At 66.1% G+C, this 25,232-nt stretch carries 23 protein-coding genes; 8 read left to right on the top strand and 15 right to left on the bottom strand.

What is annotated here, in order from left to right; genetic code table 11:
* Positions 1-97: 97 nt before the first annotated feature.
* The 11 genes from lpdA to ACFPOB_RS16960 form a co-directional block, all read right to left on the bottom strand.
* Entirely contained in the window at positions 98-1,498 is a 1,401-nt protein-coding gene (lpdA, locus tag ACFPOB_RS17010; RefSeq protein ID WP_377799600.1) for a dihydrolipoyl dehydrogenase, read from the bottom strand.
* Between the two features lie 27 nt (positions 1,499-1,525).
* The gene (locus ACFPOB_RS17005) at positions 1,526-1,951 is read right to left on the bottom strand and encodes a VOC family protein (protein ID WP_377799599.1); all 426 of its coding nucleotides are present in this window, start codon (positions 1,949-1,951) and stop codon (positions 1,526-1,528) included.
* 15 nt (positions 1,952-1,966) lie between these two features.
* Positions 1,967-2,353 (bottom strand): hypothetical protein, encoded by a 387-nt coding sequence (locus ACFPOB_RS17000; protein ID WP_377799598.1) that lies wholly within the window; start codon positions 2,351-2,353, stop codon positions 1,967-1,969.
* An 11-nt stretch (positions 2,354-2,364) separates the two neighbouring features.
* Positions 2,365-3,642, bottom strand: a complete 1,278-nt coding sequence (gene odhB, locus ACFPOB_RS16995; protein ID WP_377799597.1) for a 2-oxoglutarate dehydrogenase complex dihydrolipoyllysine-residue succinyltransferase — start codon at positions 3,640-3,642, stop codon at positions 2,365-2,367.
* A gap of 39 nt (positions 3,643-3,681) precedes the next feature.
* Positions 3,682-6,639: a 2-oxoglutarate dehydrogenase E1 component gene (locus tag ACFPOB_RS16990; RefSeq protein ID WP_377799596.1), complete on the bottom strand. Its 2,958-nt coding sequence runs from the start codon at positions 6,637-6,639 to the stop codon at positions 3,682-3,684.
* A 145-nt stretch (positions 6,640-6,784) separates the two neighbouring features.
* The gene (gene sucD, locus ACFPOB_RS16985) at positions 6,785-7,669 is read right to left on the bottom strand and encodes a succinate--CoA ligase subunit alpha (RefSeq protein WP_377799595.1); all 885 of its coding nucleotides are present in this window, start codon (positions 7,667-7,669) and stop codon (positions 6,785-6,787) included.
* 9 nt (positions 7,670-7,678) lie between these two features.
* Complete coding sequence (gene sucC, locus ACFPOB_RS16980) at positions 7,679-8,875, bottom strand: ADP-forming succinate--CoA ligase subunit beta (RefSeq protein WP_377799594.1); 1,197 nt, start codon at positions 8,873-8,875, stop codon at positions 7,679-7,681.
* A 73-nt stretch (positions 8,876-8,948) separates the two neighbouring features.
* Positions 8,949-9,911, bottom strand: a complete 963-nt coding sequence (mdh, locus tag ACFPOB_RS16975; protein ID WP_377799593.1) for a malate dehydrogenase — start codon at positions 9,909-9,911, stop codon at positions 8,949-8,951.
* A gap of 244 nt (positions 9,912-10,155) precedes the next feature.
* Entirely contained in the window at positions 10,156-10,758 is a 603-nt protein-coding gene (locus ACFPOB_RS16970; protein WP_377799592.1) for a TetR/AcrR family transcriptional regulator, read from the bottom strand.
* A 2-nt stretch (positions 10,759-10,760) separates the two neighbouring features.
* The gene (gene zapE, locus ACFPOB_RS16965) at positions 10,761-11,939 is read right to left on the bottom strand and encodes a cell division protein ZapE (protein WP_377799591.1); all 1,179 of its coding nucleotides are present in this window, start codon (positions 11,937-11,939) and stop codon (positions 10,761-10,763) included.
* A gap of 88 nt (positions 11,940-12,027) precedes the next feature.
* Positions 12,028-12,891, bottom strand: coding sequence for a LysR family transcriptional regulator (locus tag ACFPOB_RS16960; RefSeq protein WP_377799590.1), 864 nt, complete (start codon positions 12,889-12,891; stop codon positions 12,028-12,030).
* A gap of 98 nt (positions 12,892-12,989) precedes the next feature.
* Between ACFPOB_RS16960 and ACFPOB_RS16955 the strand changes: the two genes are divergently transcribed.
* Positions 12,990-13,586, top strand: coding sequence for a LysE family translocator (locus tag ACFPOB_RS16955; protein WP_377799589.1), 597 nt, complete (start codon positions 12,990-12,992; stop codon positions 13,584-13,586).
* A 160-nt stretch (positions 13,587-13,746) separates the two neighbouring features.
* Positions 13,747-14,364, top strand: a complete 618-nt coding sequence (locus tag ACFPOB_RS16950) for a GNAT family N-acetyltransferase (protein WP_377799588.1) — start codon at positions 13,747-13,749, stop codon at positions 14,362-14,364.
* Positions 14,365-14,505: 141 nt separating this feature from the next.
* Here ACFPOB_RS16950 and ACFPOB_RS16945 read toward each other — a convergent pair whose 3' ends face one another.
* The gene (locus ACFPOB_RS16945) at positions 14,506-15,222 is read right to left on the bottom strand and encodes an AprI/Inh family metalloprotease inhibitor (RefSeq protein ID WP_377799587.1); all 717 of its coding nucleotides are present in this window, start codon (positions 15,220-15,222) and stop codon (positions 14,506-14,508) included.
* Positions 15,223-15,386: 164 nt separating this feature from the next.
* Here ACFPOB_RS16945 and ACFPOB_RS16940 point away from each other — a divergent pair, with 164 nt between their 5' ends.
* Positions 15,387-15,815 (top strand): RidA family protein, encoded by a 429-nt coding sequence (locus ACFPOB_RS16940; protein ID WP_377799586.1) that lies wholly within the window; start codon positions 15,387-15,389, stop codon positions 15,813-15,815.
* Positions 15,816-15,972: 157 nt separating this feature from the next.
* On the opposite strand, the gene ACFPOB_RS16935 is transcribed toward ACFPOB_RS16940, so the two are convergent.
* Positions 15,973-17,550, bottom strand: a complete 1,578-nt coding sequence (locus ACFPOB_RS16935; RefSeq protein WP_377799585.1) for an OpgD/OpgG family glucan biosynthesis protein — start codon at positions 17,548-17,550, stop codon at positions 15,973-15,975.
* Positions 17,551-18,211: 661 nt separating this feature from the next.
* Here ACFPOB_RS16935 and ACFPOB_RS16930 point away from each other — a divergent pair.
* From ACFPOB_RS16930 to ACFPOB_RS16910, 5 genes are all read left to right on the top strand, one after another.
* A complete protein-coding gene (locus tag ACFPOB_RS16930) occupies positions 18,212-19,357 on the top strand; it encodes a type III PLP-dependent enzyme (RefSeq protein WP_377799584.1) in 1,146 nt (381 codons plus the stop codon).
* A gap of 338 nt (positions 19,358-19,695) precedes the next feature.
* Positions 19,696-20,232, top strand: coding sequence for a GNAT family N-acetyltransferase (locus ACFPOB_RS16925; protein WP_377799583.1), 537 nt, complete (start codon positions 19,696-19,698; stop codon positions 20,230-20,232).
* Between the two features lie 123 nt (positions 20,233-20,355).
* Complete coding sequence (locus ACFPOB_RS16920; RefSeq protein ID WP_377799582.1) at positions 20,356-21,168, top strand: phosphodiesterase; 813 nt, start codon at positions 20,356-20,358, stop codon at positions 21,166-21,168.
* A gap of 83 nt (positions 21,169-21,251) precedes the next feature.
* Positions 21,252-22,688 (top strand): homospermidine synthase, encoded by a 1,437-nt coding sequence (locus tag ACFPOB_RS16915; protein WP_377799581.1) that lies wholly within the window; start codon positions 21,252-21,254, stop codon positions 22,686-22,688.
* A 104-nt stretch (positions 22,689-22,792) separates the two neighbouring features.
* Positions 22,793-23,263 carry a hypothetical protein gene (locus tag ACFPOB_RS16910; RefSeq protein ID WP_377799580.1) on the top strand — a complete coding sequence of 157 codons (471 nt, stop codon included), beginning with the start codon at positions 22,793-22,795 and terminating at the stop codon, positions 23,261-23,263.
* Between the two features lie 126 nt (positions 23,264-23,389).
* Here the strand turns inward: ACFPOB_RS16910 and ACFPOB_RS16905 are convergent, their stop codons facing one another.
* Together ACFPOB_RS16905 and ACFPOB_RS16900 are read right to left on the bottom strand one after the other, a co-directional pair.
* Positions 23,390-23,695, bottom strand: coding sequence for a hypothetical protein (locus tag ACFPOB_RS16905; protein WP_092156799.1), 306 nt, complete (start codon positions 23,693-23,695; stop codon positions 23,390-23,392).
* 199 nt (positions 23,696-23,894) lie between these two features.
* Positions 23,895-25,001, bottom strand: coding sequence for a hypothetical protein (locus ACFPOB_RS16900; protein ID WP_377799579.1), 1,107 nt, complete (start codon positions 24,999-25,001; stop codon positions 23,895-23,897).
* Positions 25,002-25,232 lie beyond the last annotated feature (231 nt).

The following is a 25,232-nucleotide window of genomic DNA, read 5'->3' as shown; positions in this document are numbered from 1 at the left end:
TTGATCCGACCATCTCAGGACAAGAAGGCGCCCTATCCTGCACGAGATTTCCGGGCCGGCGCTGAGCGCCGCCCGAGAATGACGTGCATGATCCCGCTCACATATGGATCGGGCGCTTGTCGACGGCGAGCGCCGCTTCCTTGACCGCCTCGGCCAGCGTCGGATGGGCGTGGCAGGTGCGGGCGAGATCCTCGGCCGAACCGCCGAACTCCATCAGCACAGTCACCTCGGCGATCAGGTCGCCGGCATGCGGGCCGATGATGTGGCAGCCGAGCACGCGGTCGGTCGCCGCATCGGCGAGGAACTTGACGAAGCCGTCGGTGTGCCGCATCGCCCTCGCCCGGCCATTGGCCGTGAACGGGAACTTGCCGACCTTGTAGGCGATGCCCGCAGCCTTCAGCTCTTCCTCGGTCTTGCCGATCGCGGCGACCTCGGGGGCTGTGTAGACGATGCCCGGAATGGCATCGTAATTCACATGGCCATGCTTGCCGGCGAGGATCTCGGCGACGGCAACGCCCTCGTCCTCTGCCTTGTGCGCGAGCATCGGCCCACGCACCACGTCGCCGATCGCGTAGATGCCGTCGACATTGGTCTTGAAGTGATCGTCGATGACGACACGGCCGCGCTCGGTCGCGACACCGGCCTTGTCGAGGGTAAGACCGTCCGTGTTCGGGCGCCGGCCGATCGCGACCAGCACGATGTCGGCGTTGAGCGTCTTGGCCTCGCCGCCTGCTGCCGGCTCGACCGTGACGGTGGCGCCGCCCTTCTTGCCGGTCTCGACCTTGGTGACCTTCGAGCCGAGATGGAAGGTGAAGCCCTGCTTCTGCAGGATGCGCTGGAACTGCTTGGCGATCTCGTCATCCATGCCGGGCAGGATGCGGTCGAGGAACTCGACGACCGTGACCTTGGCGCCGAGCCGGGCCCAGACCGAGCCGATCTCCAGGCCGATCACGCCGGCGCCGACCACCAGCAGCTCCTTCGGCACGGCGGTGAGCTCGAGCGCGCCGGTCGAGGTCACCACCGTCTTCTCATCGGTCGTGACACCCGGCAGCGCCGCGGATTCAGAGCCGGTGGCGATCACGATGTTCTTGGTCGTCAGCTCCTGCGTCTTGCCGTCCTCGGCGGTGACGACGACCTTGCCGGCGGCCGGGATCGAGGCCGTGCCGTGGAACGGGTCGATCTTGTTCTTCTTCAGCAGGAAGGCGACGCCGTTGACGTTGGCGTCGATGGTCTCCTGCTTGTGGACCAGCATCTGCTTCAGGTCGAGCTTGGGCTTGCCGACAGTGATGCCGAGGCTCTCGAAGGTATGGCCGGCCTCCTCGAACATCTCGGAGGCATGCAGCAGCGCCTTCGAGGGAATGCAGCCGACATTGAGGCAGGTCCCGCCATGGGTCTTGCGCTTCTCGACCACCGCGACCTTGAGGCCGAGCTGGGCGGCGCGGATGGCGCAGACATAGCCGCCGGGGCCGGTTCCGATGACGACGAGATCGTAGGACATGGTCTCTCTTCCGTTCAGACTTTACGATTACCGTTGCGCCGGCGGCGCGTTGAAGGCCCAGACATGGCCGAAGGGGTCGCCCAGCCTTGCATAGCGCGCACCCCAGAACACGTCCGTGGGCTGGAGCAGGATATCGGCGCCGGCGGCCTGCGCCTTTGCCGTGGCGGCATCGACATCGGCAGGCTTCGGCAGGTTGATGCTGATCGCCATGCTGGCACTGCTGCGCGAGTTCGGCGCCATGACGTCGTCACCGAACTCTGGGAATTCGTCATGCAGCATCACTTCGCTGCCGAACATGACGAGATTGGCGTGCATCACGCGCACGCTGTCCTTCGCCATCGCCTTGAAGGTGCACTGCGCGCCAAAGGCCTTCTCGTAGAAGACGATCGCCGCCTCGCCGCCCTTGACGCAGAGATGCGCCTGGATCGGTGGCGGGTTAGGTCCGAAGGCCATGCTCCGTCCCCCTTCCTATCGGCTCGACGACGCCGACCGCGCAACTATGGCCGGAACGAGAGCCAAGATCCCAACAATGTCGACAATCACGACCTTCCTAATCGCAGGCCCGTAGCCGCCGACGAGCAGGGCGATCACGATGAAGCTCATCATGCTCGCACCAGCGACGAGCACGGCCACATCGCGCAGTCCGGGCCGGAAGGCAGCAACCAGCAGCAGCCCCCCGACGATACCGAACAGGACGGCGCGATGCCGCAGCAGGATTTCGAGATCGAGGCTTCGGATCTCAAGCCCGTACAGCGAACGCAGCCAGTCAGCGCCCGCCATGCCGACCACCGGCAGCAGATTGATGATCCCCGCAAGGACGAGGCCGCCAGCGACGAGCTTTGCCGGGATCACCATTCAGATCGGTCTCAGAGGTCGAGCACGAGGCGCGCCGGGTCCTCCAGGCCTTCCTTGACGCGAACCAGGAAGGTGACGGCTTCCTTGCCGTCGATGATGCGGTGGTCGTAGCTGACCGCCAGATACATCATCGGGCGGATCTCGATCTTGCCGCCGACGACCATCGGCCGCTCCTGGATCTTGTGCATGCCCAGGATCGCCGATTGCGGCGCGTTCAGGATCGGCGTCGACATCAGCGAGCCGTAGACGCCGCCATTCGAGATGGTGAAGGTGCCGCCCTGCATCTCCTCGATCTTGAGGGCGCCGTCTCTAGCCTTCTTGCCGAACTCGCCGATCTTCTTCTCGACGCCGGCGATGGAGAGCTCATCCGCATCGCGCACCACCGGCACGACCAGGCCCTTGTCGGTGCCGACGGCGACGCCGATGTGGTAGTAGTTCTTGTAGACGATATCGGTGCCGTCGATCTCGGCGTTGACGGCCGGGATTTCCTTCAGCGCCTGCACGCAGGCCTTCACGAAGAAGCCCATGAAGCCGAGCTTCACGCCGTGCTTCTTCTCGAACACGTCCTTGTACTGGTTGCGCAGCGCCATGACGTTGGTCATGTCCACCTCGTTGAAGGTGGTCAGCATCGCGGCGTTGGTCTGGGCTTCCTTGAGGCGGCGCGCGATGGTCTGGCGCAGCTTGGTCATCTTGACGCGCTCTTCGCGCGAGGCGTCGTCCGGAGCCGACGGAGCGCGGACCTGAACCGGAGCGGCGGGCGCGGCCGCGGCGACGGCCGGGCCGGTCGCGATCGCTGCCAGCATGTCGCCCTTGGTGACGCGGCCATCCTTGCCGGAGGCGCTGACACTGGACGGATCGACGCCGCTTTCGGCGGCGAGGCGCGAGACCGCCGGGCCGGAATCGGCCGCCTTGGTCGCAGGCTTCACCGGCGTCGCGCCGGCGACCTCGCCGGCCTTCTTCTGCGCTTCCGCCGAGGTCTCGGCGCCGGCCTTGCCCGCGGCCTGAGCGACCGCCGCGTCGTCCTTCTTCGGCTCGGCCGCGGCCTTGCCGTCGCCAGCCGCGATGGTGCCGAGCAGCGCGCTGACGCCGACCGTCTCGCCTTCCTTGGCGACGATCTCGCCGAGCACGCCGGCTGCCGGCGCGTTGACCTCGAGCGTCACCTTGTCGGTTTCGAGCTCGACCAAAGGCTCGTCCGCCTTCACCGCGTCGCCCGGCTTCTTGAACCACTTGCCGATGGTGGCCTCGGAAACGGATTCGCCGAGGGTCGGAACGCGGATTTCGGTCGCCATGTCAGGCCTCTTCTCGTGTCTTTTAGATCAGGCGTAGGGTCAGACCGCGAAGGTCTCGTCCAGGAAGGCGTTGAGCTGGGCAGTGTGCTTCGACATCAGGCCGGTCGCGGTCGCGGCCGAGGCCGGGCGGCCGACATAGCGCGGCCGCTTCGACTTCGAACCGGCATGGCCCAGCACCCATTCCAGATAGGGCTCGACGAAGGTCCAGGAACCCTGGTTCTTCGGCTCCTCCTGGCACCAGACGACGTCGGCGCTCTTGAAGCGCGCCAGTTCCTGCGCCAGCGACTTCAGCGGGAACGGATAGAGCTGCTCGACCCGCATCAGATAGACATCGTCGATGCCGCGCTTCTCGCGCTCCTCCAGCAGGTCGAAATAGACCTTGCCGGTGCAGAGCACGACACGGCGGATCTTGGAATCCTTGACCAGCTTGGTCGTCGACTTGCCGCGCTCGGCATCGTCGTGCAGCACGCGGTGGAAGCTCGAGCCCTCGGCCAGCTCGCTGAGGTCGGAGACGCAGCGCTTGTGGCGCAGCAGCGACTTCGGCGTCATCAGGATCAGCGGCTTGCGGAAGTCGCGCTTCAGCTGCCGGCGCAGGATGTGGAAATAGCTCGCCGGGGTCGAGCAGTTCGCCACCTGCATGTTGTCCTCGGCGCACATCTGCAGGAAGCGCTCGAGACGGGCCGAGGAGTGCTCGGGACCCTGGCCCTCATAGCCGTGCGGCAGCAGGCAGACGAGGCCCGACATGCGCAACCACTTGCGCTCGCCCGAGGAGATGAACTGGTCGAACACGACCTGCGCGCCATTGGCGAAGTCGCCGAACTGCGCCTCCCACATCGTCAGCGCGTTCGGCTCCGACAGGGTGTAGCCGTATTCGAAGCCGAGCACCGCCTCTTCCGAGAGCATCGAGTTGATGACCTCGTAGCGCGCTTGGCCCTCGCGGATGTTGTTCAGCGAGGTGTGGCGGGCCTCGGTCTCCTGGTCGATCAGCACCGAATGGCGCTGCGAGAAGGTGCCGCGCTCGCAATCCTGGCCGGAGAGGCGGACGGGATTGCCGTCGAGCAGCAGCGAGCCGAAGGCCAGCGCTTCCGCCGTCGCCCAGTCGATCCCCTGCCCACTCTCGACCGCCTTGCGGCGATTGTCGAGGAAGCGCTGGATCGTCTTGTGGACGTTGAAGCCTTCCGGGACCTCGGTGATCTTCTGCGTGATCTCCTTGAGCGTCGCTTCCGGAACGCCGGTGGCACCACGGCGCGGGTCGTCCTCGTCGGCGCGGATCGCCTTCATGCCGGCCCAGCGGCCGTCGAGCCAGTCGGCCTTGTTTGGCTTGAAGGCCTGGCCGGCGTCGAACTCGACCTCCAGCTTCTCCTTCCAGGCGGCGCGCATCTGGTCGAGCTCGCCCGGCTGGATCACGCCCTCTGCTTCGAGCTTCGCGCTGTAGAGCTCGAGCGTCGACTTGTGGCCGCGAATCTTGCGGTACATCAGCGGCTGGGTGAAGCCCGGCTCGTCGCCTTCGTTATGACCGAAGCGGCGATAGCAGAACATGTCGATCACGACCGGCTTGTGGAACTTCTGCCGGAACTCGATCGCGATCTTCGCGGCGAAGACGACCGCTTCCGGATCGTCGCCGTTCACATGGAAGACCGGCGCCTCGACCATCTTCGCCACGTCGGACGGATAGGGCGAGGAGCGCGAATAGCGCGGATAGGTGGTGAAGCCGATCTGGTTGTTGATGATGAAGTGCAGCGAGCCGCCGGTGCGGTGGCCCTTGAGACCCGACAGGCCGAGGCATTCGGCCACGACGCCCTGGCCGGCGAAGGCCGCGTCGCCATGGATCAGCAGCGGCAGCACCTTCGAGCGCTCGACGATGTCGCCGAACTGGTCCTGCTTGGCGCGGACCTTGCCGAGCACCACCGGGTCGACAATCTCCAGATGCGAGGGGTTCGCGGTCAGCGAGATATGGACGTTGTTGCCGTCGAACTCGCGATCCGACGAAGCACCGAGATGGTACTTCACGTCGCCCGAGCCCTCGACGTCGTCGGGGGCGAAGGAGCCGCCCTTGAACTCATGGAACAGCGCACGATGCGGCTTGCCCAGAACCTGGGTCAGCACGTTGAGGCGGCCGCGATGGGCCATGCCGAAGACGATGTCGCGCACGCCGAGCGCGCCGCCGCGCTTGATGATCTGCTCCAGCGCCGGGATCAGCGACTCGCCGCCGTCGAGGCCGAAGCGCTTGGTGCCGGTGAACTTGAGGTCGAGAAACTTCTCGAAGCCCTCGGCCTCGACCAGCTTGTTCAGGATCGCCTTCTTGCCCTCGCGCGTGAAGGCGATCTCCTTGTCCGGCCCCTCGATCCGCTCCTGCAGCCAGGCCTTCTGCTCGGGATCGGAGATGTGCATGAACTCGACGCCGAGCGTCTGGCAATAGGTCCGCTGCAGGATCGCCGTCATCTCGCGGATGGTGGCGAACTCCAGGCCGAGCACGTTGTCGATGAAGATCTTGCGGTCGAGATCGGCCTCGGTGAAGCCGAACGCCGCCGGGGACAGCTCCTCCGGATCCTTCTGGCTCTCGATCCCCAGCGGGTCGAGCTGGGCGTGGAGATGGCCGCGCATGCGGTAGGCGCGGATCAGCATGATCGCGCGGACCGAGTCGCGCGTCGCCTGCTGGACGTCGGCGGCAGACAGGGTCGCGCCGGCGGCCTTGGCCTTGGCGCCAAGCTTCTCGCCGACGGCCTTCTCGACCGCGGCCCAGTTGCCGTCGAGCGCCGAGACCAGTTCGCCACCGGCCGGGATCGGCCAGTTCGGCTTCTTCCAGGACGCGCCCTTGGCGTTGTCGACGATCGCCTGCTTGTCGTCGTTCAGCGCGGAGAAGAAGCCCTGCCACTCCGGATCGACCGACTTGGGATCGGCCTGATAGCGGGCGTAGAGGTCCTCGATATAGGCCGCGTTGCCGCCATAGAGGAAACCCGTCTGCGCGAGAGCCTCGTTGATGTCCTGGCGAGCCATGATCGTCCTGCCTTCCTCTCCGTCATCCCGGGGCCGGCACAGCCGGAGCCCGGGATCCATAACCGCGACAGCACCCTTGCTGTCGCGACCTGTGTTGATGGGTTCCGGGCCCGCGCCTGCGGCGCGTCCCGGAATGACCCGTTCCTCAGCCCTTCAATACTTCGACCAAGGTCTTTCCAAGGCGCGCCGGCGACGGCGAGACCCGGATGCCGGCCGCTTCCATAGCCGCGATCTTGTCCTCGGCGCCGCCCTTGCCGCCGGAGATGATCGCGCCGGCATGGCCCATGCGGCGGCCGGGAGGAGCCGTGCGGCCGGCGATGAAGCCGACCATCGGTTTCCTGCGCCCGCGCTTGGCCTCGTCCTTGATGAACTGCGCTGCGTCCTCTTCGGCCGAGCCGCCGATCTCGCCGATCATCACGATCGAGGTCGTCTTCTCGTCGGCGAGGAACATCTCGAGCATGTCGATGAACTCGGTGCCCTTGACCGGGTCGCCGCCGATGCCGACCGCCGTGGTCTGGCCGAGGCCTTCATTGGTGGTCTGGAACACCGCCTCATAGGTCAGGGTGCCCGACCGTGAGACGATGCCGACCGAGCCGGGCTTGAAGATGTTGGCCGGCATGATGCCGATCTTCGACTCGCCGGCAGTGACGACGCCCGGGCAGTTCGGCCCGATCAGGCGGGTCTTGGAGCCGGAGAGCGAACGCTTGACGCGGACCATGTCGAGCACCGGGATGCCCTCGGTGATGCAGATCACCAGCGGGATCTCGGCATCGATCGCCTCGCAGATCGCGTCCGCTGCGCCCGGCGGCGGGACATAGACGACGGAGGCGGTGGCGCCGGTCTTCTCGCGCGCCTCGGCGACGGTGTCGAAGACGGGCAGGCCGAGATGGAGCGAGCCGCCCTTGCCGGGCGAGGTGCCGCCGACCATCTGCGTGCCGTAGGCGATCGCCTGCTCGGAGTGGAAGGTGCCGTTCTTGCCGGTGAAGCCCTGGCAGATGACCTTGGTGTTCTTGTCGATCAGGATGGACATCGGTTTACCTCAAGCCTTCTTGATCGCAGCAACGATCTTCTGCGCCGCATCGTCGAGATCATCGGCCGGGATGACGTTGAGTCCGGAGTCGCGGATGATCTGCTTGCCCTCCTCGACATTGGTGCCTTCGAGGCGCACGACCAGCGGCACTTCGAGGCCGACGGTCTTCACCGCCGCGATCACGCCGCGGGCGATGACGTCGCACTTCATGATGCCGCCGAAGATGTTGACCAGGATGCCCTTCACCTTCGGGTCGGCAGTGATGATCTTGAAGGCCGCGGTGACCTTCTCCTCGGAGGCGCCGCCGCCGACATCGAGGAAGTTCGCAGGGCTTTCGCCGTAGAGCTGGATGATGTCGAGCGTCGCCATGGCGAGGCCCGCGCCGTTGACCATGCAGCCGATCGTGCCGTCGAGCGCGATATAGGCGAGGTCGTACTTCGACGCCTCGATCTCCTTGGCGTCTTCTTCCGTCTCGTCACGCAGCTCCATCAGCTCGGGATGGCGGTAGAGCGAGTTCGAGTCGAACGAGACCTTGGCGTCGAGGCACTTGACCTGGCCCTGCGTGGTCACGATCAGCGGGTTGATCTCGAGCATCGCCATGTCCTTGCCGACGAAGGCGGCATAGATCTGGGCGAGCACCTTTTCGGCCTGCTTGGCCTGATCGCCGGTCAGACCGAGCGCCTTGGCGACGGTGCGGCCGTGATGCGGCATGATGCCGGTCGCCGGATCGACCGAAAAGGTCTTGATCTTCTCGGGCGTGTCATGGGCCACCTTCTCGATGTCCATGCCACCCTCGGTCGAGACCACGAAGGCGATGCGCGAGGTCTCGCGGTCGACCAACGCCGAGAGGTAGAATTCCTTCGAGATGTCCGAGCCGTCCTCGATGTAGAGGCGGTTGACCTGCTTGCCGGCCGGGCCGGTCTGCAGCGTCACCAGCGTGTTGCCGAGCATCTCCTTGGCATGGGCCTCGACCTCTTCGATCGACTTGGCGAGGCGCACGCCGCCCTTGGCGTCCGCCGGCAGTTCCTTGAACTTGCCCTTGCCGCGCCCGCCGGCATGGATCTGGCTCTTCACCACATAGAGCGGTCCGGGCAGCTTCTTCGCCGCCTCGACGGCCTCCGCCACCGATAGCGCCGGGAAGCCGGCGGAGACGGGCGCGCCGTACTCCTTGAGAACCGCCTTGCCCTGATATTCGTGGATGTTCATGCCTGATGTCCTGTGCCGGTAAAGGGAGAGGCGATGGCGTGACGGCCGCCGGCCATCACGCCACCCGTCTGTCTCACGCCAATGACGCGTCGATGCTCTTGCAGGCGTCGATCAGGCTCTGGACCGAGGCGACCGACTTGGCCAGCATCTCCTTCTCGGCGCCATTGAGGCGGATCTTGACGACCCGCTCGACGCCCTTGGCGCCGATCACCACCGGGACGCCGACGAACATGTCCTTGACGCCGTACTGGCCCTTGAGCGCAGCGGCCGCCGGCAGCACGCGCTTCTGGTCCTTGAGATAGCTCTCGGCCATGGCGATCGCCGAGGCGGCCGGGGCGTAGAAGGCCGAGCCGGTCTTGAGCAGGTTGACGATCTCGCCGCCGCCCTTGCGGGTGCGCTCGACGATGGCGTCGAGGCGCTCCTGCGTCGTCCACTTCATCTTGACGAGGTCCGGCAGCGGGATGCCGGCGACGCCCGAGTAGCGGACGAGCGGCACCATGTCGTCGCCATGGCCGCCGAGCACGAAGGCCGAGACGTCCTTGACCGAGACCTTGAACTCGTCGGCGAGGAAGTGGCGGAAGCGGGCGGAGTCGAGCACGCCGGCCATGCCGCAGATCATGTTGGGCTTCAGGCCCGAGAACTTCTGCAGGGCCCAGACCATCGCGTCGAGTGGGTTGGTGATGCAGATCACGAAGGCCTTGGGAGCATATTGCTTGATGCCCTCGCCGACCGACTTCATCACCTTGAGGTTGATGCCGATCAGGTCGTCGCGGCTCATGCCGGGCTTGCGCGGCACGCCGGCGGTGACGATGATCACGTCGGCGCCCTTGATGTCCTCATAGGACTGCGTGCCCTTGTAGCCGGCGTCGAAGCCGTCGACCGGGGCGGACTCGGCGATATCCAGGCCTTTGCCCTGGGGAATGCCCTCGGCGATATCGAACAGGACGACGTCGCCCAGCTCCTTGAGGCCCGCGAGGTGCGCGAGCGTGCCGCCGATCTGTCCGGCGCCGATGAGGGCGATCTTCTTGCGGGCCATTGCCGAATCCTTGTTGTTGGATGCGAGAGCAGGTGAAGCCGAAAAGCCGACGGTTCTTTGACGCAAGCCGCTTCCGGGCTCAACCCCGCGCGCGAAGGCACATTGGAATAGCCCGAATTGGTCGCCGTGACCCTTCAGGCGGGGAATACCAAGGAAAAACAAATCGTTAGCAGCCGATAACCCGCTATGCGCCGTCAAGTCGCCTCACAATGAGGCCGTTACAATTTACAGAAACTGTCATTTTTTAGATGACGCCGGTCGCGAGCGTGCGCAGCGCCACCCGGATCAGCGTAGCGAGCCTGGCATCGACCGATTCCTGCGGCACATCCGCCTCCAGTTCCAGCGAGGCAGGATGGATGAAGCGGTGGGTGGCGTCGATCACGAAGGCGATAGCGCGGTCGCGGTCGCGCGGCTCGAAGGCTCCGGTGGCGATGCCGTCGTCGATCACCCGTTCGAACAGGGCTCGGACGCGGGCGCGGTTGCGCCGACTGATCGCATGGCGCTTGGCCACGGCCTGCGACAGCGCCGCGAAGAGATGCGGCTCCTCGTGCAGCAGGGTGCGGTTCGCCTTGGCGAGCGCCAGGATCAGGCGCTCGAGCTTGTCCTCGGCAGGGTCAGGCCCGTCGGCGATGTCGGCGAGCGAGCGCTCGGCCGCCTTAAGCCAGACATCGACGACAGCATCGATCAGCGCCGTGCGCGAGGGGAAGTAGCGATAGACATTGGCATGGGTCATGCCCGCCTCTTCCGCCACCGCGACCACGGTGAAGCGACGCAGGCCGTGCCGGCGCAGATGCTCGCCGGCGACCGAGAGAATGCGCATCTCGCTCGGCTCGCGCGGCGCAGCCACGCTCAGGTCTCCACCAGCCCGGTCGCGTCGCCGCTCGCCGCCGAGTCGGCCCGGCCATGCGGCAAGGCGAGGTATTCTTCCGAACGCATCTCGATCAGGCGCGAGACCGTCCGGTCGAACTCGAAGGCCTCGCGGCCGCTCTGCGCGACATAGAGGCCGGTCGGCTCCGCCGCCGCTGAGGCGACGAGCTTCACATGGCTCTCATAGAGCGTATCGATCAGGATGATGAAGCGCTTGGCCTCGTTACGCCGCTCCATGTCCATGATCGGAATGTCGTCGAAGATCAGCGTATGGAAGCGCTGGGCGAGCGCGAGATAGTCCGAGGCGCCATAGGCCTGCGCGCAGAGATCGGCGAAGCTCGCCCGCGCTACTGCACCTGCCGCCTGCGGCAGTTTCAGCTCATGGCCCTTGATCGAGATGGTCGTGGGCGTGCCCTGCGCCACGCCGCTCAGTTGGCTGAAGGCCTTGTCGAGCGCGGCCTTAGCCTTGTCGTCGGCGGGCACGTGATAGGTCGGGGCGCCGCCGAGCTTTTCCAGCCGGAAATCGGTGCGCGCCTCCAGCTTGATCACGTCGACCTTGCTGGCGAACAAGTCGATGAAGGGCAGGAAGAGCGCCCGGTTGAGCCCGCCCTCATAGAGCCGCGACGGCTCGACATTGGAGGTCGCGACCACGGTGACGCCGTCGGCGAAGAGCTTGGTGAACAAGCGTCCGAGGATCATCGCGTCGGCAATGTCGGTGACGGTGAATTCGTCGAAGCAGAGCAGGATTGCCTCTTCCGCCAGTTCCGCCGCCACCGGCCCGATCGGGTCCGGCTCCTTGACCGTCCCGGCCTTGAGCGCCTGGCGATAGGCATGGATGCGCTCATGCACATCGGCCATGAAGGCGTGGAAATGCACGCGCCGCCGCGCCGCGACCGGGACCGTCTCGTAGAACAGGTCCATCAGCATGGTCTTGCCGCGGCCGACCGAGCCCCAGATGTAGAGGCCCTTGACTGCGTCCGCAGCTGGCTGCTTGCGCCCGAACAGCCAGCCGAGTGCGCTGCTCTTCTTCGCCAGCTTGCGGCTGGCGAGCGTGTCGGACAGCGCTTGCAAGCGCCTGATGACAGCGACCTGCGCCGGATCGCGCTCGATCGCGCCCGAGGCGACCAGGGTGTCATAGCGTTCGGGGAGCGTGGCGGACATGGCCTGGAGGCGGGACAGCAAGGAGAGACGTCGCCTTCCGGGTTACGGCAGGGCGGCCCGCCCCGCAACCCTCGGCGAGGCCGGCGCGCTATGCGGCCTGGCGCGGGCGCACCCAGCCGGCGCGCAGATGGCGGGCGAGCTCGCGCGCCGACTCCGAGGGCTGCGAGCGCGACAGATGCAGCGTGATCGCGAAGGGCGGAAGCTCAGGCAAGCCTTCCTCGGAACCGAGAATGTCGAGATCGGGCGGCACGGTGCAGGCGAGCCAGGCGGTGATGGCAAGATCGGTCCGGACCGTCGCAGTCGTCGCATCGATATTGCCGTTCTCGAAGACGCTGCGCCAGGCGCGGCCTTGCACGTCGAGCGCTTCGGTCACCGCCGGTCGGAAGGCGCAGCTATCGGCGACGAGCGAAAGCGGCAATGGCTGCTTCAGATGAGCGGTGCCGGCTTTGGCGCCGACCCAAACCAGCCGTTCAATGCCGAGGCATTCGCCGCCGGCGGCCGAAAGCGGCTCCTCGACCAAAGCAAGATCGACCTCGCCCTTGCCGAGCGCCTCCAGCAATTGTGGCGAGGACGCGCAGACCAGTGAAATCTCGACCAGCGGGCTCGCATCGGCGAAACCCTTCAGAATCGGCGCAAGCGCGGTGCCGACGAGGTCATAGGGCACACCGAGCCGCACCGTACCGGCGCAGCTTGTCGTCATCTCAGCCCAGATCTCGTCATTGAGACCGATCAGCCGGCGCGCCTTGGCGAGCAGGCGATCGCCCGAGGCCGTCAGCTTCAATCCGCGCCGCTCGCGCAGGAACAGGGCCTGCCCGAGCCGCCGCTCAAGCCGCATGATCTGCTGGCTAATGGCGCTCTGCGTCAGATGCAGCACATTGCCAGCCACGGTCATGCTGCCATGGTCGGCGACAGCGACGAAAGCCCGGATCAGTTCCAGATCGAGATTGCGCATGGCGGGCATTATGGATCGTAATGCCGAATCCCTTCAACATTCGTTTTCATGATCCCGTCAGGAGACCTATGTCCTTGGCTCCATTGTGGAGCCGCCTCATGTCGCCGGAATCGGTCCTGCCGCTGATCGCCTTCGCCGCCATCTCGACGGTGACACCGGGCGCCACCACGACTCTCGCTACCGCCTCTGGCGCCCATTTCGGCTTCCGTCGCTCCCTGCCCTTCATGATCGGCGTCGCGATCGGATTGGCCGGAATGGCAGTCGCGGCTGCGGCCGGGCTCGCCGGTCTGCTCCTGGCTATGCCCTCGCTCGAATTCGCGATGAAGCTCGCCGGTTCCGCCTATCTGCTCTGGCTGGCCATCAGGATCGGCCGCAGCGGCCCGCCGCATCTCGACAGGAGCATCGCCAAGCCGACGAGCTTTTTCGGCGCGCTCTGGATCCAGCTGCAGAATCCCAAGGGCTGGGCGATGACGCTCGGCGCCGCCGCCTCCTTCGGCGAGCTTGCCCGCGGCGCAGGAGAACTCGCAGCCCTGCTCGGAACCGTCTTCGGCATCCTCGCGCTGTTGTCGCTGATGCTCTGGTGCGTCGCCGGCCTGCTTCTGGCGAAGCTGCTGAAGCAGGATTGGCAGTGGCGCGTTCTCAACGTCACGCTTGCGGTGGCTTTGGCCGCCTCGATCCTGACCATGTGGCGTTAGCGCGCAGGTTTACCATTTCCGGCCATTTTTACAGGCATTTAGCCGTAAATTGCCGCAATCGCGCCACTTGTATTCCCAGATCGTGAGCGCATCTTGGTCTCCGAGTTAGGGAAGACACGCCTCCTTGGGCAGCGCAACCGCGCTTTCACAGGAGCTGCAATTGAATCGTTCGATCAAGTCTGGCGCCAAAGCCAGGCACGGCGAGGTCAGGCGTCTCTGGCCTGCCGAGCGCAACCTCTTCACCGCCCATCTGCTTCGTCTCGACGCCGCCACGCGGCGCGAACGCTTCGGGACGGCGGTTTCCGATGAGTTCCTCCGGAACTATGTTGAAACGACCTTCGGCGTGGGTGGGCTCGTCTACGCCTATGTCGAGTCCGGCGAGGTCCGTGGCGCCGCCGAACTGCGAGGGCTGGAGGAGATCGTCATCCAGACCGGCGAAGCCGCCTTCAGCGTCGAGCGCGACTGGCGCCGGCGCGGGATCGGCGAGGCGCTGTTCGGCCGGCTCATCACCGCCGCGCGAAACCGCAACATCCGCACGCTCTACATGACCTGCCTGCCGGAAAACGCTGCGATGCGGAACCTCGCCCGCAAGTTCGAAGCCGAGATGGTCGGCGGCTACGCCGATGTCGAAGGCCGGATCGCCACCGGCGCGCCGACGCCGTTCACGCTGCTCGACGAAGCGATGGACAACGCCCGCAGTTTTGCGACCCTGTCGCTCTCGCTGCAGCGCAAGTTTTGGCCGCAGGCGCTGTTCGGCCGCAGCGCCTCGCGGCACTGACTGGGGATCTGAACGACCTCCACCGTGATGGTCGGGCTTGTCCCGATCATCCACGTCTTCGTTCTTCGGAAGCGGTGTTAAAGACGTGGATGCTCGCCACAAGGGCGAGCATGACGAGATGGAGCCGCTTCCAAGCGCGCTTTATCGATTCATCGAGAGCCCAGCGCCCGACTTGGTGATCGCGCCATTCATGGTGCCGGCACCGCCGACGCGCAGGCGAGCAACGACCGAGCCCCCGCGCTGGTAGAGATAGACCTCGCCGTCGCGATAATCCCAGGCGTTGACCTGTTGCAGGTCGCGATTGCTGCAGCCCGTGGCATTGGCGCGATAAAGGTCGAGCGAAGGCGAGCTCGAAAGCTGCACCCTGCAGGAGCCTCCTGTCGCCTCCTGCGCCGTCCAGGTGCCGATCACGCCGTCGCGCGACGAAACCGAGCCGCTGCGTGTCGAACCGCCCCCGGGCGTCGCACCGGGATTAACATTGGCGACCTGCGGCGGCGCCGGCTCGGCCGGACGCGGCTGGGCCGGGGGCTGCTGCCCAGGCTGTCCTGCCTGTGGATCAAAGTAAGGATCGTTCTGGGGCGGCAAGCCGGGCGCAGGGCCGCCCACCGGATAACCGCCGCCTTGCGGGGGCGGCGCGCTCGGATAGCCACCCGGCGGCGGCAACGGCTCGGACGTGATCGGAGCCGACTGGATCGGCGGCGCCGATTGCACCGGCTCACTATAGACCGGCGCGCGCGAGGCGGCTTGGCCCGGACCCGAGCCATACCCGCCGAAGCGCTGCGAGCCGGCGCAGGCGGTCAGCAGCACGAGAGGCAGCAGGCTCGCGGCCCGCAGCAGCGCAGAAGTCCTCAAGCTCATCCCCGTCATTTCGATAGCTCGGCCACCCTCAGCACCGTGAAACCTGTCGCCTGAACGTGGCATGAGCGCGTTCAAGGCTGCAAAGGGGCGTCGGTCAAGTCTCAACATGGTTTTGCAGCGCGCGGACGACATGGCAGAAGGTGTCCCACCATCCGGACCGAACGATGAAGCCGCTCAATCCCTCTTCGATCCGCGCGCCCTTCGCCCGCTACAGCCATGGCTGCGAGGTGCCCGCAGGCCAGCGGCTCGTCCTCTGCTCCGGCCAGCTCGGCATCGCGGCCGACGGCACGATCCCCGAAGGGGTCAGAGAACAGGCCGACCTGTGCTTTGCCAACATCACCGCGATCCTGGCCGAGGCGGGGATGACGCTGAAGGACATCGTCCGCATCAATGCCTACGTCACCGACCGTGCCCATATGAAGGGCTATATGGAATCGCGCGATGCCCATGTCGGCGAGCCGCCGCCGGCCTCGACGCTGATGATCGTCTCCGGCTTCACCCTACCGGAGTTCAAGGTCGAGATCGAAGTCGTCGCAGCCGCTCCCGAGAAGCGGCGCAAACCGACGCGTGCAGCCACGGCGCCGAAATTCTGACCCACCCCTTCCAAGTCATCGCGGACAAGCCGCGTCAGCGGCGCCGATCCGGAATTCATTCCGGAACCTATCCGAAAGAGGGTCCGGAATGGGTCCCGGGTCTTCGCTTCGCTACGCGCGGGACGACCCGCAAGATTGAACGGAACCCTCGCAAGGATCAGCTCGGGTCGGGCGCCCGCCAGGGATAGCTCCAGGTCTCGGTCAGAGTCTTGCTGCCGCTCTTCAGGAAGGCGCGCATCTCGGCGAGCTGGCCCGGCTCGACCACGATGTCGATGAAGGCGCGGAAGCCCTCCGTCTTCGGATTTGGCACCAGGAAGGCGCGGTTGATCCGGCCATAGGCGATCGAGGGCACGATCTCTACTTTCTCCGGCTGCTTCAGATAGTAGCCGAGATCACCGCCGGCGAAGTCGACGATGAAGCGCCTTGTATTCTCCGTCACCGCCTCGCCCGAGCCGAGCGCCTTCGGTTTGGCCTGATAGGTGTTGATCACCCGCCCGCCCGGATGCAGATCGCCGGATTCGAGCATCGCCGTCAGCTTGTAGCCGAAGCGGAACTCGCGGCCGGGCTCAAGCGCCAACTTCGGCGCCCACAGCGCGACGATATTGTCGTTGGTCTCGTCGGTGGTCGGCAGCTCGATCAGCTCGACCACGCCCTCGCCCCAGTCGCCCTGCGGCTCGATCCAATAGGATGGCCGCAGCTCGTAGTTGAGGTCGAGGTCCTGATAGTGCTCGAACACCCGGTCGCGCTGCATCAGGCCGAAGCCGCGCACATTGCGCTCGACGAAGGACGAGACGGCCTGGACGCGGGCGTTGCGCAGCGGCCGCCAAATCCACTCGCCAGTGCTGGAATGGATCATCAACCCGTCCGAATCGTGCAACTCGGTGCGGAAATCGTCGTGGAAGCGCCTGTCGTTCTCGCCGGTGAAGAACATCGAGGTCAGCGGCGCGAGGCCGAGCTTCTCGATCGGCTTGCGCGGGAATAGCACCGCGCCGACATCGACGACGCTGTCGCCGTCGGGATAGATGTGAAAGCGGTAGGCCCCGGAGACCGAGGGCGAATCGAGCAGGGCATAGACCGTAACGCGGTCCGCATCGGCTGTCGGCGATTCCACCCAGAACTCGCGGAAGATCGGAAATTCCTCACCTCCGGGCACGCCCGCGCCGATCGCAAGGCCGCGCGCCGATAGGCCATAGCGCTGCGCGCGCCCGAGCACACGAAAATAGCTCGCCCCGATGAAGGAGATCAGCTCGTCGAAGACGCGAGGATCGTTGAGCGGGTAGTGGAGACGGAAGCCGGCGAAGCCGAGATTGACCGGCAGCGGCTTGTCGAACTTGGTCCGCCCGTAATCGAAGAGATTGGCGGCATAGGGCATCGGCATCGGCACGCCGTCGCGGATCACGTTCACCGTCACCGGCCGGGTGAACAGGAAGCCGGGGTGGAACATCTGCATACGGAAGCCGGAATTCGACTGGGCGAGCAGCGCCCGCTCTGGTCGGAAGCGGATCTCGCGCCAGGCGTCGAAATCGAGCCTTGTCAGCGCTTCCGGCAAGGCCGGCCCGGCTTCATAAGGTACAGCCGCGATCTCGCGAGCTCGGCGCGTCACCTCCTCGAAGCCGAATCGCGGTTGCGGCGGCGCCTGTTCCGGCTGCTGCGCCAGCAAAGCCTGCGGCGCGGCAGTGGCGCACAGAGCGGCGCTCAGCCCGGCCAGAACCCGGCGGCGATCGGTAACCGTCATGATCGAAGCTTGCCCCTAGATGTAGGCGCGCGAAGGCGCGCTGCGCCAACGACTTAGGCGATGAAATGGGGCCGGTCTAGGGCGTAGCCGCGGCCCAAGCCAGCCAGCGTTGAAAGGGCGCGAGGTCGCCCCGCGCGCTCTGCGGGTCCGTCCTGTAAAAAATCCGGTCCCGGCCGTCAGAAAAAACTTGAAGCAACTGGCACCCGCCCGTATATGAGGCACACCCAATTCGCACGTGCCTGTGGCCGCGTGCTGGTCGGTGGGCATCCGGACAAGAGGCCGGACAGCCGCCAGGGATGGGAAACGGATGGAGGGGGATGGACATCCCCTCAAATCACGCTCCCGGCTCTTGCAAGAGGGCCGCTCCCGAACAGCGACCGGCAGCCGGAGGCAAAACCGGCGAACCCCGAATCTCCACGGGGGACGCAGCTTAAAGCAACGACGGAGCGGGCTTTTTTGGTCTCGCCGGCTTTCCACAGGCCGGCACCGAAGAGGCTTGTCCTTCATTGCCGGCCGTGCGGGGTCTCCCCAATCGACGGTGTTTCGGGTCCGGACGTTTCGTCCGCAGTCCTTAGGCGTCTCCACAGCGCCTCGGGTCGCGGTCGTTTCAACCGGCTACACGTCGCATCGGCGCCGCTTGCGCCGAAGGGAGCTGCGTCTCATGACCGAGCGCATCCGTGAATTTCTGCGTGACCGCCGCGAGGACGGCCCCTGCGTTGTGATCGACCTCGAGGTCGTTCGCGAGAATTATGTCGCCTTCTCCCGGGCGCTGCCGGACACCCGCGTCTTCTACGCGGTCAAGGCGAACCCGGCTCCGGAAGTGCTGCGTCTCCTGGCCAAGCTCGGCTCCTGCTTCGATTGCGCCTCGGTCGTCGAGATCGAGCTGGCGCTTTCGGCCGGCGCCACGGCGGACCGCATCTCCTTTGGCAACACCATCAAGAAGGAGCGCGACGTCGCCCGCGCCATGGAGCTCGGCGTGCGCCTGTTCGCCGTCGACTGCGAGGCCGAGGTCGAGAAGATCGCCCGTGCCGCCGCGGCCACCAAGGCTGAAGGTTCGCGCATCTTCTGCCGCATCCTCTGCGATGGCGCCGGCGCCGACTGGCCGCTCTCGCGCAAGTTCGGCTGCGTGCCCGAAATGGCCGCGGACGTGCTCGAGCACGGCCATCGTCTCGGCCTGCAGGCCTATGGCATCTCGTTCCATGTCGGCTCGCAGCAGGCGAATGTGAACGCCTGGGATTCGGCCCTGGCCTCGGCCTCGGCCGTGTTCAAGGAGTGCGCCACCCGCGGTCTCTCGCTGTCGATGGTCAACCTCGGCGGCGGCTTCCCGGCGCGCTACCTGAAGCCGATCCCGGGCGTCCCGGCCTATGGCGATGCGATCTTCCAGGCGCTGTCGAAGCATTTCGGCAACCGTCTGCCCGAGACCATCATCGAGCCGGGCCGCGGCATGGTCGGCGAAGCCGGCCTGATCGAGGCCGAGGTCGTGCTGATCTCGAAGAAGAGCGAGGACGACCAGGTTCGCTGGGTCTATCTCGACATCGGCAAGTTCAACGGTCTCGCCGAGACGATGGACGAGGCGATCCGCTACCCGATCCGAACGATCCGGGACGGCGACGCCACGGTTCCCTGCGTGCTCGCCGGCCCGACCTGCGATTCGGTCGACGTCATGTACGAGAAGACCCCGTACATGCTGCCGTTCAGCCTGGAGATCGGCGACAAGGTCCTGATCGAGGGCACCGGCGCCTATACGACGACCTATGCGGCCGTCGCCTTCAACGGCTTCCCGCCGCTGAAGCAATACGTCATCTGACGCCGAGCATGTTCCGCAAAAGTGGATCCCACTTTTGCGATCAGAACATGCTCAACTTTAGGTAGGCGCGAATTCTTCTCGTCCGGCTGAAATCAGCCGGACGGAAAGCGCGCCGAGGGCTGGCTCGCCAGCCTCGAACCAATCGGGTCCGGCGAAGCGCCCTGCCACTATCGGCAGGCTGCCCGAGAAACCGGGCGGAGCGTTCGCGCCTCCAAGAAAGGAGCGCGCGGACGTGGCTCCCGCCGGACCCTCTTCCACACAATCCCTTGCTTGTGGCCGCGTCCGCGCGGCGCCGGGAAGGTCCGCGTGATGGCGGGCGCTCCGGCAGGAGGTGCGTCATGATCACGATCCGCGACGAGATCGAGACCGATATCCCGGCCCGCGAGGCCCTGCTCGACCGCTGCCTCGGCGAGCGCCGCTCGACGAAGTCGAGCGAGCGCCTGCGCGAAGGCCGCCTTCCGGCCGATGGCTTGGCGCTGACGGCCGAGCGCGACGGTGCGGTCGTCGCGACCGTGCGGCTCTGGCATGTCGAGGCCAACGGCAAGCCGGCGCTGCTGCTCGGCCCGCTCGCGGTCTCGCCGGAGCTGCAGGGCGAGGGTCTCGGCAAGGCGATGATGCGCGAGGCGATCTGGCGCGCCGTTTGCCGCGGCCATGGCGCGATCCTGCTCGTCGGCGATGCGCCCTATTACGAGCGCTTCGGCTTCACGGCCAAGCCTATGGCCGAGCTTGCCATGCCCGGCCCGTTCGAGCGCGAGCGTTTCCTCGGCCTGGAACTGCGTGACGGCGCGCTCCGGGGCGCGAATGGCGTGCTCAAGGCCACCGGGGTGCTCGCCCCGGCCGAGGGAATGGACGGTCTCCGACGTCGCGCAGCCTGACGTCGCCCTTAGATCGTAGTCGATCCGTCATCAAATCGCGTCATTGAAGCCCGCGCGGCCTTGGCCGCGCGGGCTGCCGTCAGGTAAGGCGGTCCAGGCTGCATTCCTGACGAAGAAGACGATATGCTGATCGCCCATCTCTCCGACCTGCACATCTGCCCGCCCGGCCGCCTCGCGCTCAAGGTCTCCGACACGATCGGCATGACGCAGCGCGCCTTCGACGCCGTCGCCGCCCTGCCCGTCCGCCCGGACATCCTCGTCATCACCGGCGACCTGACCGAGAGCGGCCTGCCGGAGGAATATGCGCTCGTCCGTTCGATGCTGGGCAAGCTCGGCCTGCCGACGCTGCTGATCCCCGGCAATCACGATGTCCGCGAGCCGATGATCGCCGGGCTCGACCTCGGTCCGCATGCCGATATCAGCGGCGGCTTCATCCAGTTCAAGGCCGATCTCGGTCCGTTCAGACTGATTGGCCTCGACACGCTGCTGCCGGGTTCCAGCTCCGGCGCCATCTGCGATGCGCGCCTCGACTTCCTCGAACGGGCACTGGCGGAAGCCGAAGGCCGGCCGGTCCTGGTGTTCACGCACCACCCGCCCTTCTCCTGCGGCCTCGGCTATATGGACGCGGTCATGCTCAAGGACGGCGCGGCGCGCCTCACAGAGATCGTCGCGCGCCATCCCAATATCGAGCGCGTGCTCAGCGGCCACCATCACCGCCCGGTCCAGGTCCGCTATGCCGGCACGATCGGCCAGGTCGTGCCTGGCGTCGCCCATCAGGTCATCCTCGACCTGACGCCGGGCGCCGAGGCGCGCTTCCTGATGGAGCCGCCGGCCTTCATGCTCCATATGGGGCGGCCCGGCACCGGCCTGATCTCGCACACCGCCTATGTCGGCGCCTTCGAAGGCCCCTACCCCTTCAGCCTCGGCAAGGAGTGAGTTCGCCGGCATTGACGCCGGAGAGCCCGCCCCATACCAGCGTCCGCTTATCCTCAACCAAACTCACCCAGGAGTGCAAAAGAATGACGGATTGGCCCGTATACGGCGAGATCAGCGGCCCGATCGTGATGATCGGCTTCGGATCGATCGGCCGCGGGACACTGCCGCTGATCGAGCGGCATCTGAAATTCGACAAGAGCCGGTTCGTGGTCATCGCGCCAGACGACGACAACCGCGCCCTTCTGGACGAGCGCGGCATCCGCTTCATCCATGAAGCCGTGACGCTCGAAAACTACAAGACCATGCTCACCCCGCTGCTGACCGCCGGCGGCGGCCAGGGCTTCTGCGTCAACCTTTCCTGCGACACCGGCTCGCGCGACATCATGGAGCTCTGCTCCAGCCTCGGTGCGCTCTATATCGACACGGTCAATGAGCCCTGGCTCGGCTTCTACTTCGACGAGACGAAGGGCCCGGGCGAGCGCTCGAACTATGCGTTGCGCGAGATGACTCTCGCCGCCAAGCGCGCCCGCGCGCCGGGCTCCACCACGGCCGTCTCCTGCTGTGGCGCCAATCCCGGCATGGCCTCCTGGCTGGCCAAGAAGGCTCTGCTGAACATCGCCTCCGACCTGCGCCTGAACGTGCCGCAGCCGACCACCCGCGAGGAATGGGCGGGGCTGATGAAGCAGGTCGGCGTCAAGGGCATCCATATCGCCGAGCGCGACACGCAGCGCTCGAAGAACCCCAAGCCGCCGGGCGTCTTCGTCAACACCTGGTCGGTCGAGGGCTTCATTTCCGAGGGCGTGCAGCCGGCCGAGCTGGGCTGGGGCACCCATGAGAAATGGATGCCGGACAATGCCCGCACCCATGAGACCGGCTCGCAGGCGGCGATCTACCTGATGCAGCCCGGCGCCGAGACGAAGGTGCGCAGTTGGTGCCCGACCCCGGGCCCGCAATACGGCTTCCTGGTGACGCACAACGAGTCGATCTCGATCGCCGACTACTTCACCGTGCGCGACGAGACCGGCAAGGCGATCTACCGGCCGACCTGCCACTACGCCTATCACCCGGCCAACGACGCCGTGCTTTCGCTGCACGAGATGTTCGGCAATGCCGGCCGGCCGCAGGAAGAGCACCACATCCTCGAGGAGAACGAGGTCATCGACGGCATCGATGAGCTCGGCGTGCTGCTCTACGGCCACGACAAGGGTGCCTACTGGTTCGGCTCGCAGCTCTCGACCGAGGAAGCGCGCCAGCTCGCGCCCTACCAGACCGCGACCGGCCTGCAGGTCACCTCGGCCGTGCTCGCGGGCATGGTCTGGGCGCTGGAGAACCCCAAGGCCGGCATCGTCGAGGTCGAGGAGATGGATCTCGACCGCTGCCTTGCGATCCAGATGCCCTATCTCGGCCCGGTGAAGGGCTACTACACCGACTGGACGCCGCTCGACGGCCGCCCGGGCCTGTTCCCGGAGGATATCGACACCTCCGACCCCTGGCAGTTCAGGAATATCCTGGTGCGCTGACGCGCATGACTGCGTTCCGGGCTGCCGCACGGTGGCCCGGAACAGCGGAATCAGCACTGTTCAAGAGAGATCATCCCGGCGCTCCGCCATCGGCGCAGCCAGCGATGGATGCAGCACCTTGGTCGCGCTATGCTGTCGGCATGTGGCGAGCCGCGATCATCCTATCCTTGTCGCTCACAGCTCAACTTGTGGCTGCTATGCCGGCGTTCGCCTGTCGCGGGGTGCAATTTCATCAGGTCGTGCTACTGCCGGCCATACCGCCAGTAGCCCAAGACAGCCCGGTGATTGCACGGATCGAAATCCTGCGCATCGAGCGAGACAAGCCAGCCGGCAGCCTTCCCAATTTCGAGAGGGAGACGGCTATTGCCAAGGTGTTGGAGAGCATCCGCGGGGTTGAGGTCGACGAGATCATCCGCATCCCGGCGAATGAGACAAGCTGCGGCGGTGGTATCAAAAGCGGCGATGTCGGTCGGGCGGCCTACGTTGCTGGCCAGATCGGCGAGGCAGGTTTTTTCAATGGAACCTGGACAATTGGCCAGATCGGCATGGACTTCTTCAAGGCCTACCGGAACTAGTTCTCAGTAAGCCCAGTCGGAAGACGCTCCGCGATAGTCCTCTTGGAGGTTAGGCGTCGGCCTGACTTGACGAGGCGTCATTGCGAACGTGTGACTACGCAATGACGCACAATCGTCAGGCGCCGCTCAGAAGCGCGGCGTCGAGAAACTGTTGGCGAAGGGGTTGGCGCCCGAGCCGATGCGCGAGGGCAGCGTGCCTTCGCCGTAGAGCTCGCCGGCTGCGGAATAGACCGGGCTCGCCACGAAATGCTGCGACGCATAGCGGTTCATGCTGCCGACCGGCACGACATTGCCAGCGTCGAAATAGCTGCGCTTCTGCACGGTGACGCGCAAGGGCTTGCGCTGCTGCTGGGCCTCGGCGACCGAGACCGCGAAAGTGACGGCTGCAACAGACAGGGCCAAGCCGGCGGCAAGACGGGAAAGCGAACGCATGACGATCTCCTGAGGCGGTTGCCCCCGCCGAGGCTGCTGGCGGACCGGCTGTCGCTGACGATACAATTCTTGAGTTAATGCTTTTGTTGCGGTCCGCCAGTGCGCCGCCGCAACACGAGGCCGTTACCGCGGCGGCGCCTGCTTGCCGCTAGATCACCGCGCGTCCGACAGGACGCAATGACGGTGATCTATCTCGTTATCAGAGCATCGGAGTTTTCCGAAAAGTGGACTCCACTTTTCGGTCCGATGCTTTGGTCGGCCGCAATGCCGGCGCCTTGGCGTCGGCATCGAGCCAGGAGCTCTTGCGCCCGGTCGCGGCCAGCCGCGGCACCGAGCAGCCCTGCCGGCGGTTGAGCTCGGTGCGGGCGAAGCTGGCGCGCAGCTCCGGATCGTCGCCGGCGCTGAGAAGATCGATCCGGTCGATCAGGCAGATCAGTTGCGCCCGGTCGGCCGGCCGCGCCTCGCTGCCGCACCACCAGCCGGAGAAGGACAGATGCGCCGCCCCATCGAGATGGCGGAAGGCGATGCACGCCCGTCCGGACGTGCCGTCGCTGAGGCCGATATCGGCGGTCTCGACGATACCGAACTTGGTCTCGATCGTGGTGGCAGCACCGCTGCGCCCGACCGAGAGCCCGCGCGCCGCGCTCTCGCGCACCAGCGTGATCACGAAGGGCTGCGACTGGCCGGCCAACGCCTTCTGGACCTGCGCATCGCGGTTGACCTGGAATTTGAGCGAGAGGAACGACTTGTCGCCATCGAACTCGCCGAAGCTCAGCAGGTCTTCCCGCCGCTGGCCGTCCTGGCTGCGCCGCGCCTCATAACCGCTGCGCTTGTCGAGTTCGGGCGAGTCCAGCCCGAACAGCGCGATCGGACGGCCGATCGCCACCCAGCCATCCTGCCCGACCGCGATCGGCAGCGCCTGAAGGCGAACATCACGGACCGTGGAAGCAACCGAAGCCTCTGTCGGTGAGGCAAGACTAGCGAGCGCGGGCTCGGACGAACCGGACGAGAGGCCGGCGACGAGCATCGCGGTCAGGCTGATGCCGGTCAGGGCTGCAAGACCGCGCCAAACGAGGCCGCCGGTCAGGCCGACCACGCCGGAGCGCAGCGCACGCCGGACCGGCCGCAAGATCCGCGCAAGACCGGCCTCGGTCACGTCGGCGAGATCGACCAGCCGCGCGGCGAGATCGAAGCGACCCGGCGCGACTTCGGCCAGGCCCTGCAGACGCGGCTGAAGGCGTTGGCCGCTTTCCTGCAGGCGCAATTTGACTCGCTGCCAGATGGCGCTGATCTCGTCCCCGGACACGACAGAACCCAACCCATTGGGCAGCCCGCACCCCAGCCAGCCGCCTCATCCCACTCGTTGGACGAAGTTTCGCCAACTGCGATGAGCAGGTCGTTACCGGGCGCTCTCCATCGCGAAACAGGGTCAACGGCCAGTAAGAGCCCGTCCCGAAAGGGTTGAGCGACTGGGGCACTCGTGATTCCAAGGGGTTGTTCAGGCCATCTTGGAGCGAGCGATGTGGACCCCAGCCAC

It is taken from the genome of Allobosea eneae, assembly GCF_042657265.1.
Taxonomy (GTDB): Bacteria; Pseudomonadota; Alphaproteobacteria; order Rhizobiales; family Beijerinckiaceae; genus Allobosea; species Allobosea eneae.
The sequence above is the reverse complement of the archived record's forward strand: the minus strand, read 5'-3'. Positions and strand labels throughout refer to the sequence as shown.

Coding starts and splice junctions, on each gene's coding strand:
- lpdA (WP_377799600.1), bottom strand. CDS start 1,498: ATGTCCTACGATCTCGTCGTCATCGGAACCGGCCCCGGCGGCTATGTC.
- ACFPOB_RS17005 (WP_377799599.1), bottom strand. CDS start 1,951: ATGGCCTTCGGACCTAACCCGCCACCGATCCAGGCGCATCTCTGCGTC.
- ACFPOB_RS17000 (WP_377799598.1), bottom strand. CDS start 2,353: ATGGTGATCCCGGCAAAGCTCGTCGCTGGCGGCCTCGTCCTTGCGGGG.
- odhB (WP_377799597.1), bottom strand. CDS start 3,642: ATGGCGACCGAAATCCGCGTTCCGACCCTCGGCGAATCCGTTTCCGAG.
- ACFPOB_RS16990 (WP_377799596.1), bottom strand. CDS start 6,639: ATGGCTCGCCAGGACATCAACGAGGCTCTCGCGCAGACGGGTTTCCTC.
- sucD (WP_377799595.1), bottom strand. CDS start 7,669: ATGTCCATCCTGATCGACAAGAACACCAAGGTCATCTGCCAGGGCTTC.
- sucC (WP_377799594.1), bottom strand. CDS start 8,875: ATGAACATCCACGAATATCAGGGCAAGGCGGTTCTCAAGGAGTACGGC.
- mdh (WP_377799593.1), bottom strand. CDS start 9,911: ATGGCCCGCAAGAAGATCGCCCTCATCGGCGCCGGACAGATCGGCGGC.
- zapE (WP_377799591.1), bottom strand. CDS start 11,939: ATGTCCGCCACGCTCCCCGAACGCTATGACACCCTGGTCGCCTCGGGC.
- ACFPOB_RS16960 (WP_377799590.1), bottom strand. CDS start 12,891: ATGCGCAATCTCGATCTGGAACTGATCCGGGCTTTCGTCGCTGTCGCC.
- ACFPOB_RS16955 (WP_377799589.1), top strand. CDS start 12,990: ATGTCGCCGGAATCGGTCCTGCCGCTGATCGCCTTCGCCGCCATCTCG.
- ACFPOB_RS16945 (WP_377799587.1), bottom strand. CDS start 15,222: ATGAGCTTGAGGACTTCTGCGCTGCTGCGGGCCGCGAGCCTGCTGCCT.
- ACFPOB_RS16940 (WP_377799586.1), top strand. CDS start 15,387: ATGAAGCCGCTCAATCCCTCTTCGATCCGCGCGCCCTTCGCCCGCTAC.
- ACFPOB_RS16935 (WP_377799585.1), bottom strand. CDS start 17,550: ATGACGGTTACCGATCGCCGCCGGGTTCTGGCCGGGCTGAGCGCCGCT.
- ACFPOB_RS16930 (WP_377799584.1), top strand. CDS start 18,212: ATGACCGAGCGCATCCGTGAATTTCTGCGTGACCGCCGCGAGGACGGC.
- ACFPOB_RS16925 (WP_377799583.1), top strand. CDS start 19,696: ATGATCACGATCCGCGACGAGATCGAGACCGATATCCCGGCCCGCGAG.
- ACFPOB_RS16920 (WP_377799582.1), top strand. CDS start 20,356: ATGCTGATCGCCCATCTCTCCGACCTGCACATCTGCCCGCCCGGCCGC.
- ACFPOB_RS16915 (WP_377799581.1), top strand. CDS start 21,252: ATGACGGATTGGCCCGTATACGGCGAGATCAGCGGCCCGATCGTGATG.
- ACFPOB_RS16910 (WP_377799580.1), top strand. CDS start 22,793: ATGGATGCAGCACCTTGGTCGCGCTATGCTGTCGGCATGTGGCGAGCC.
- ACFPOB_RS16905 (WP_092156799.1), bottom strand. CDS start 23,695: ATGCGTTCGCTTTCCCGTCTTGCCGCCGGCTTGGCCCTGTCTGTTGCA.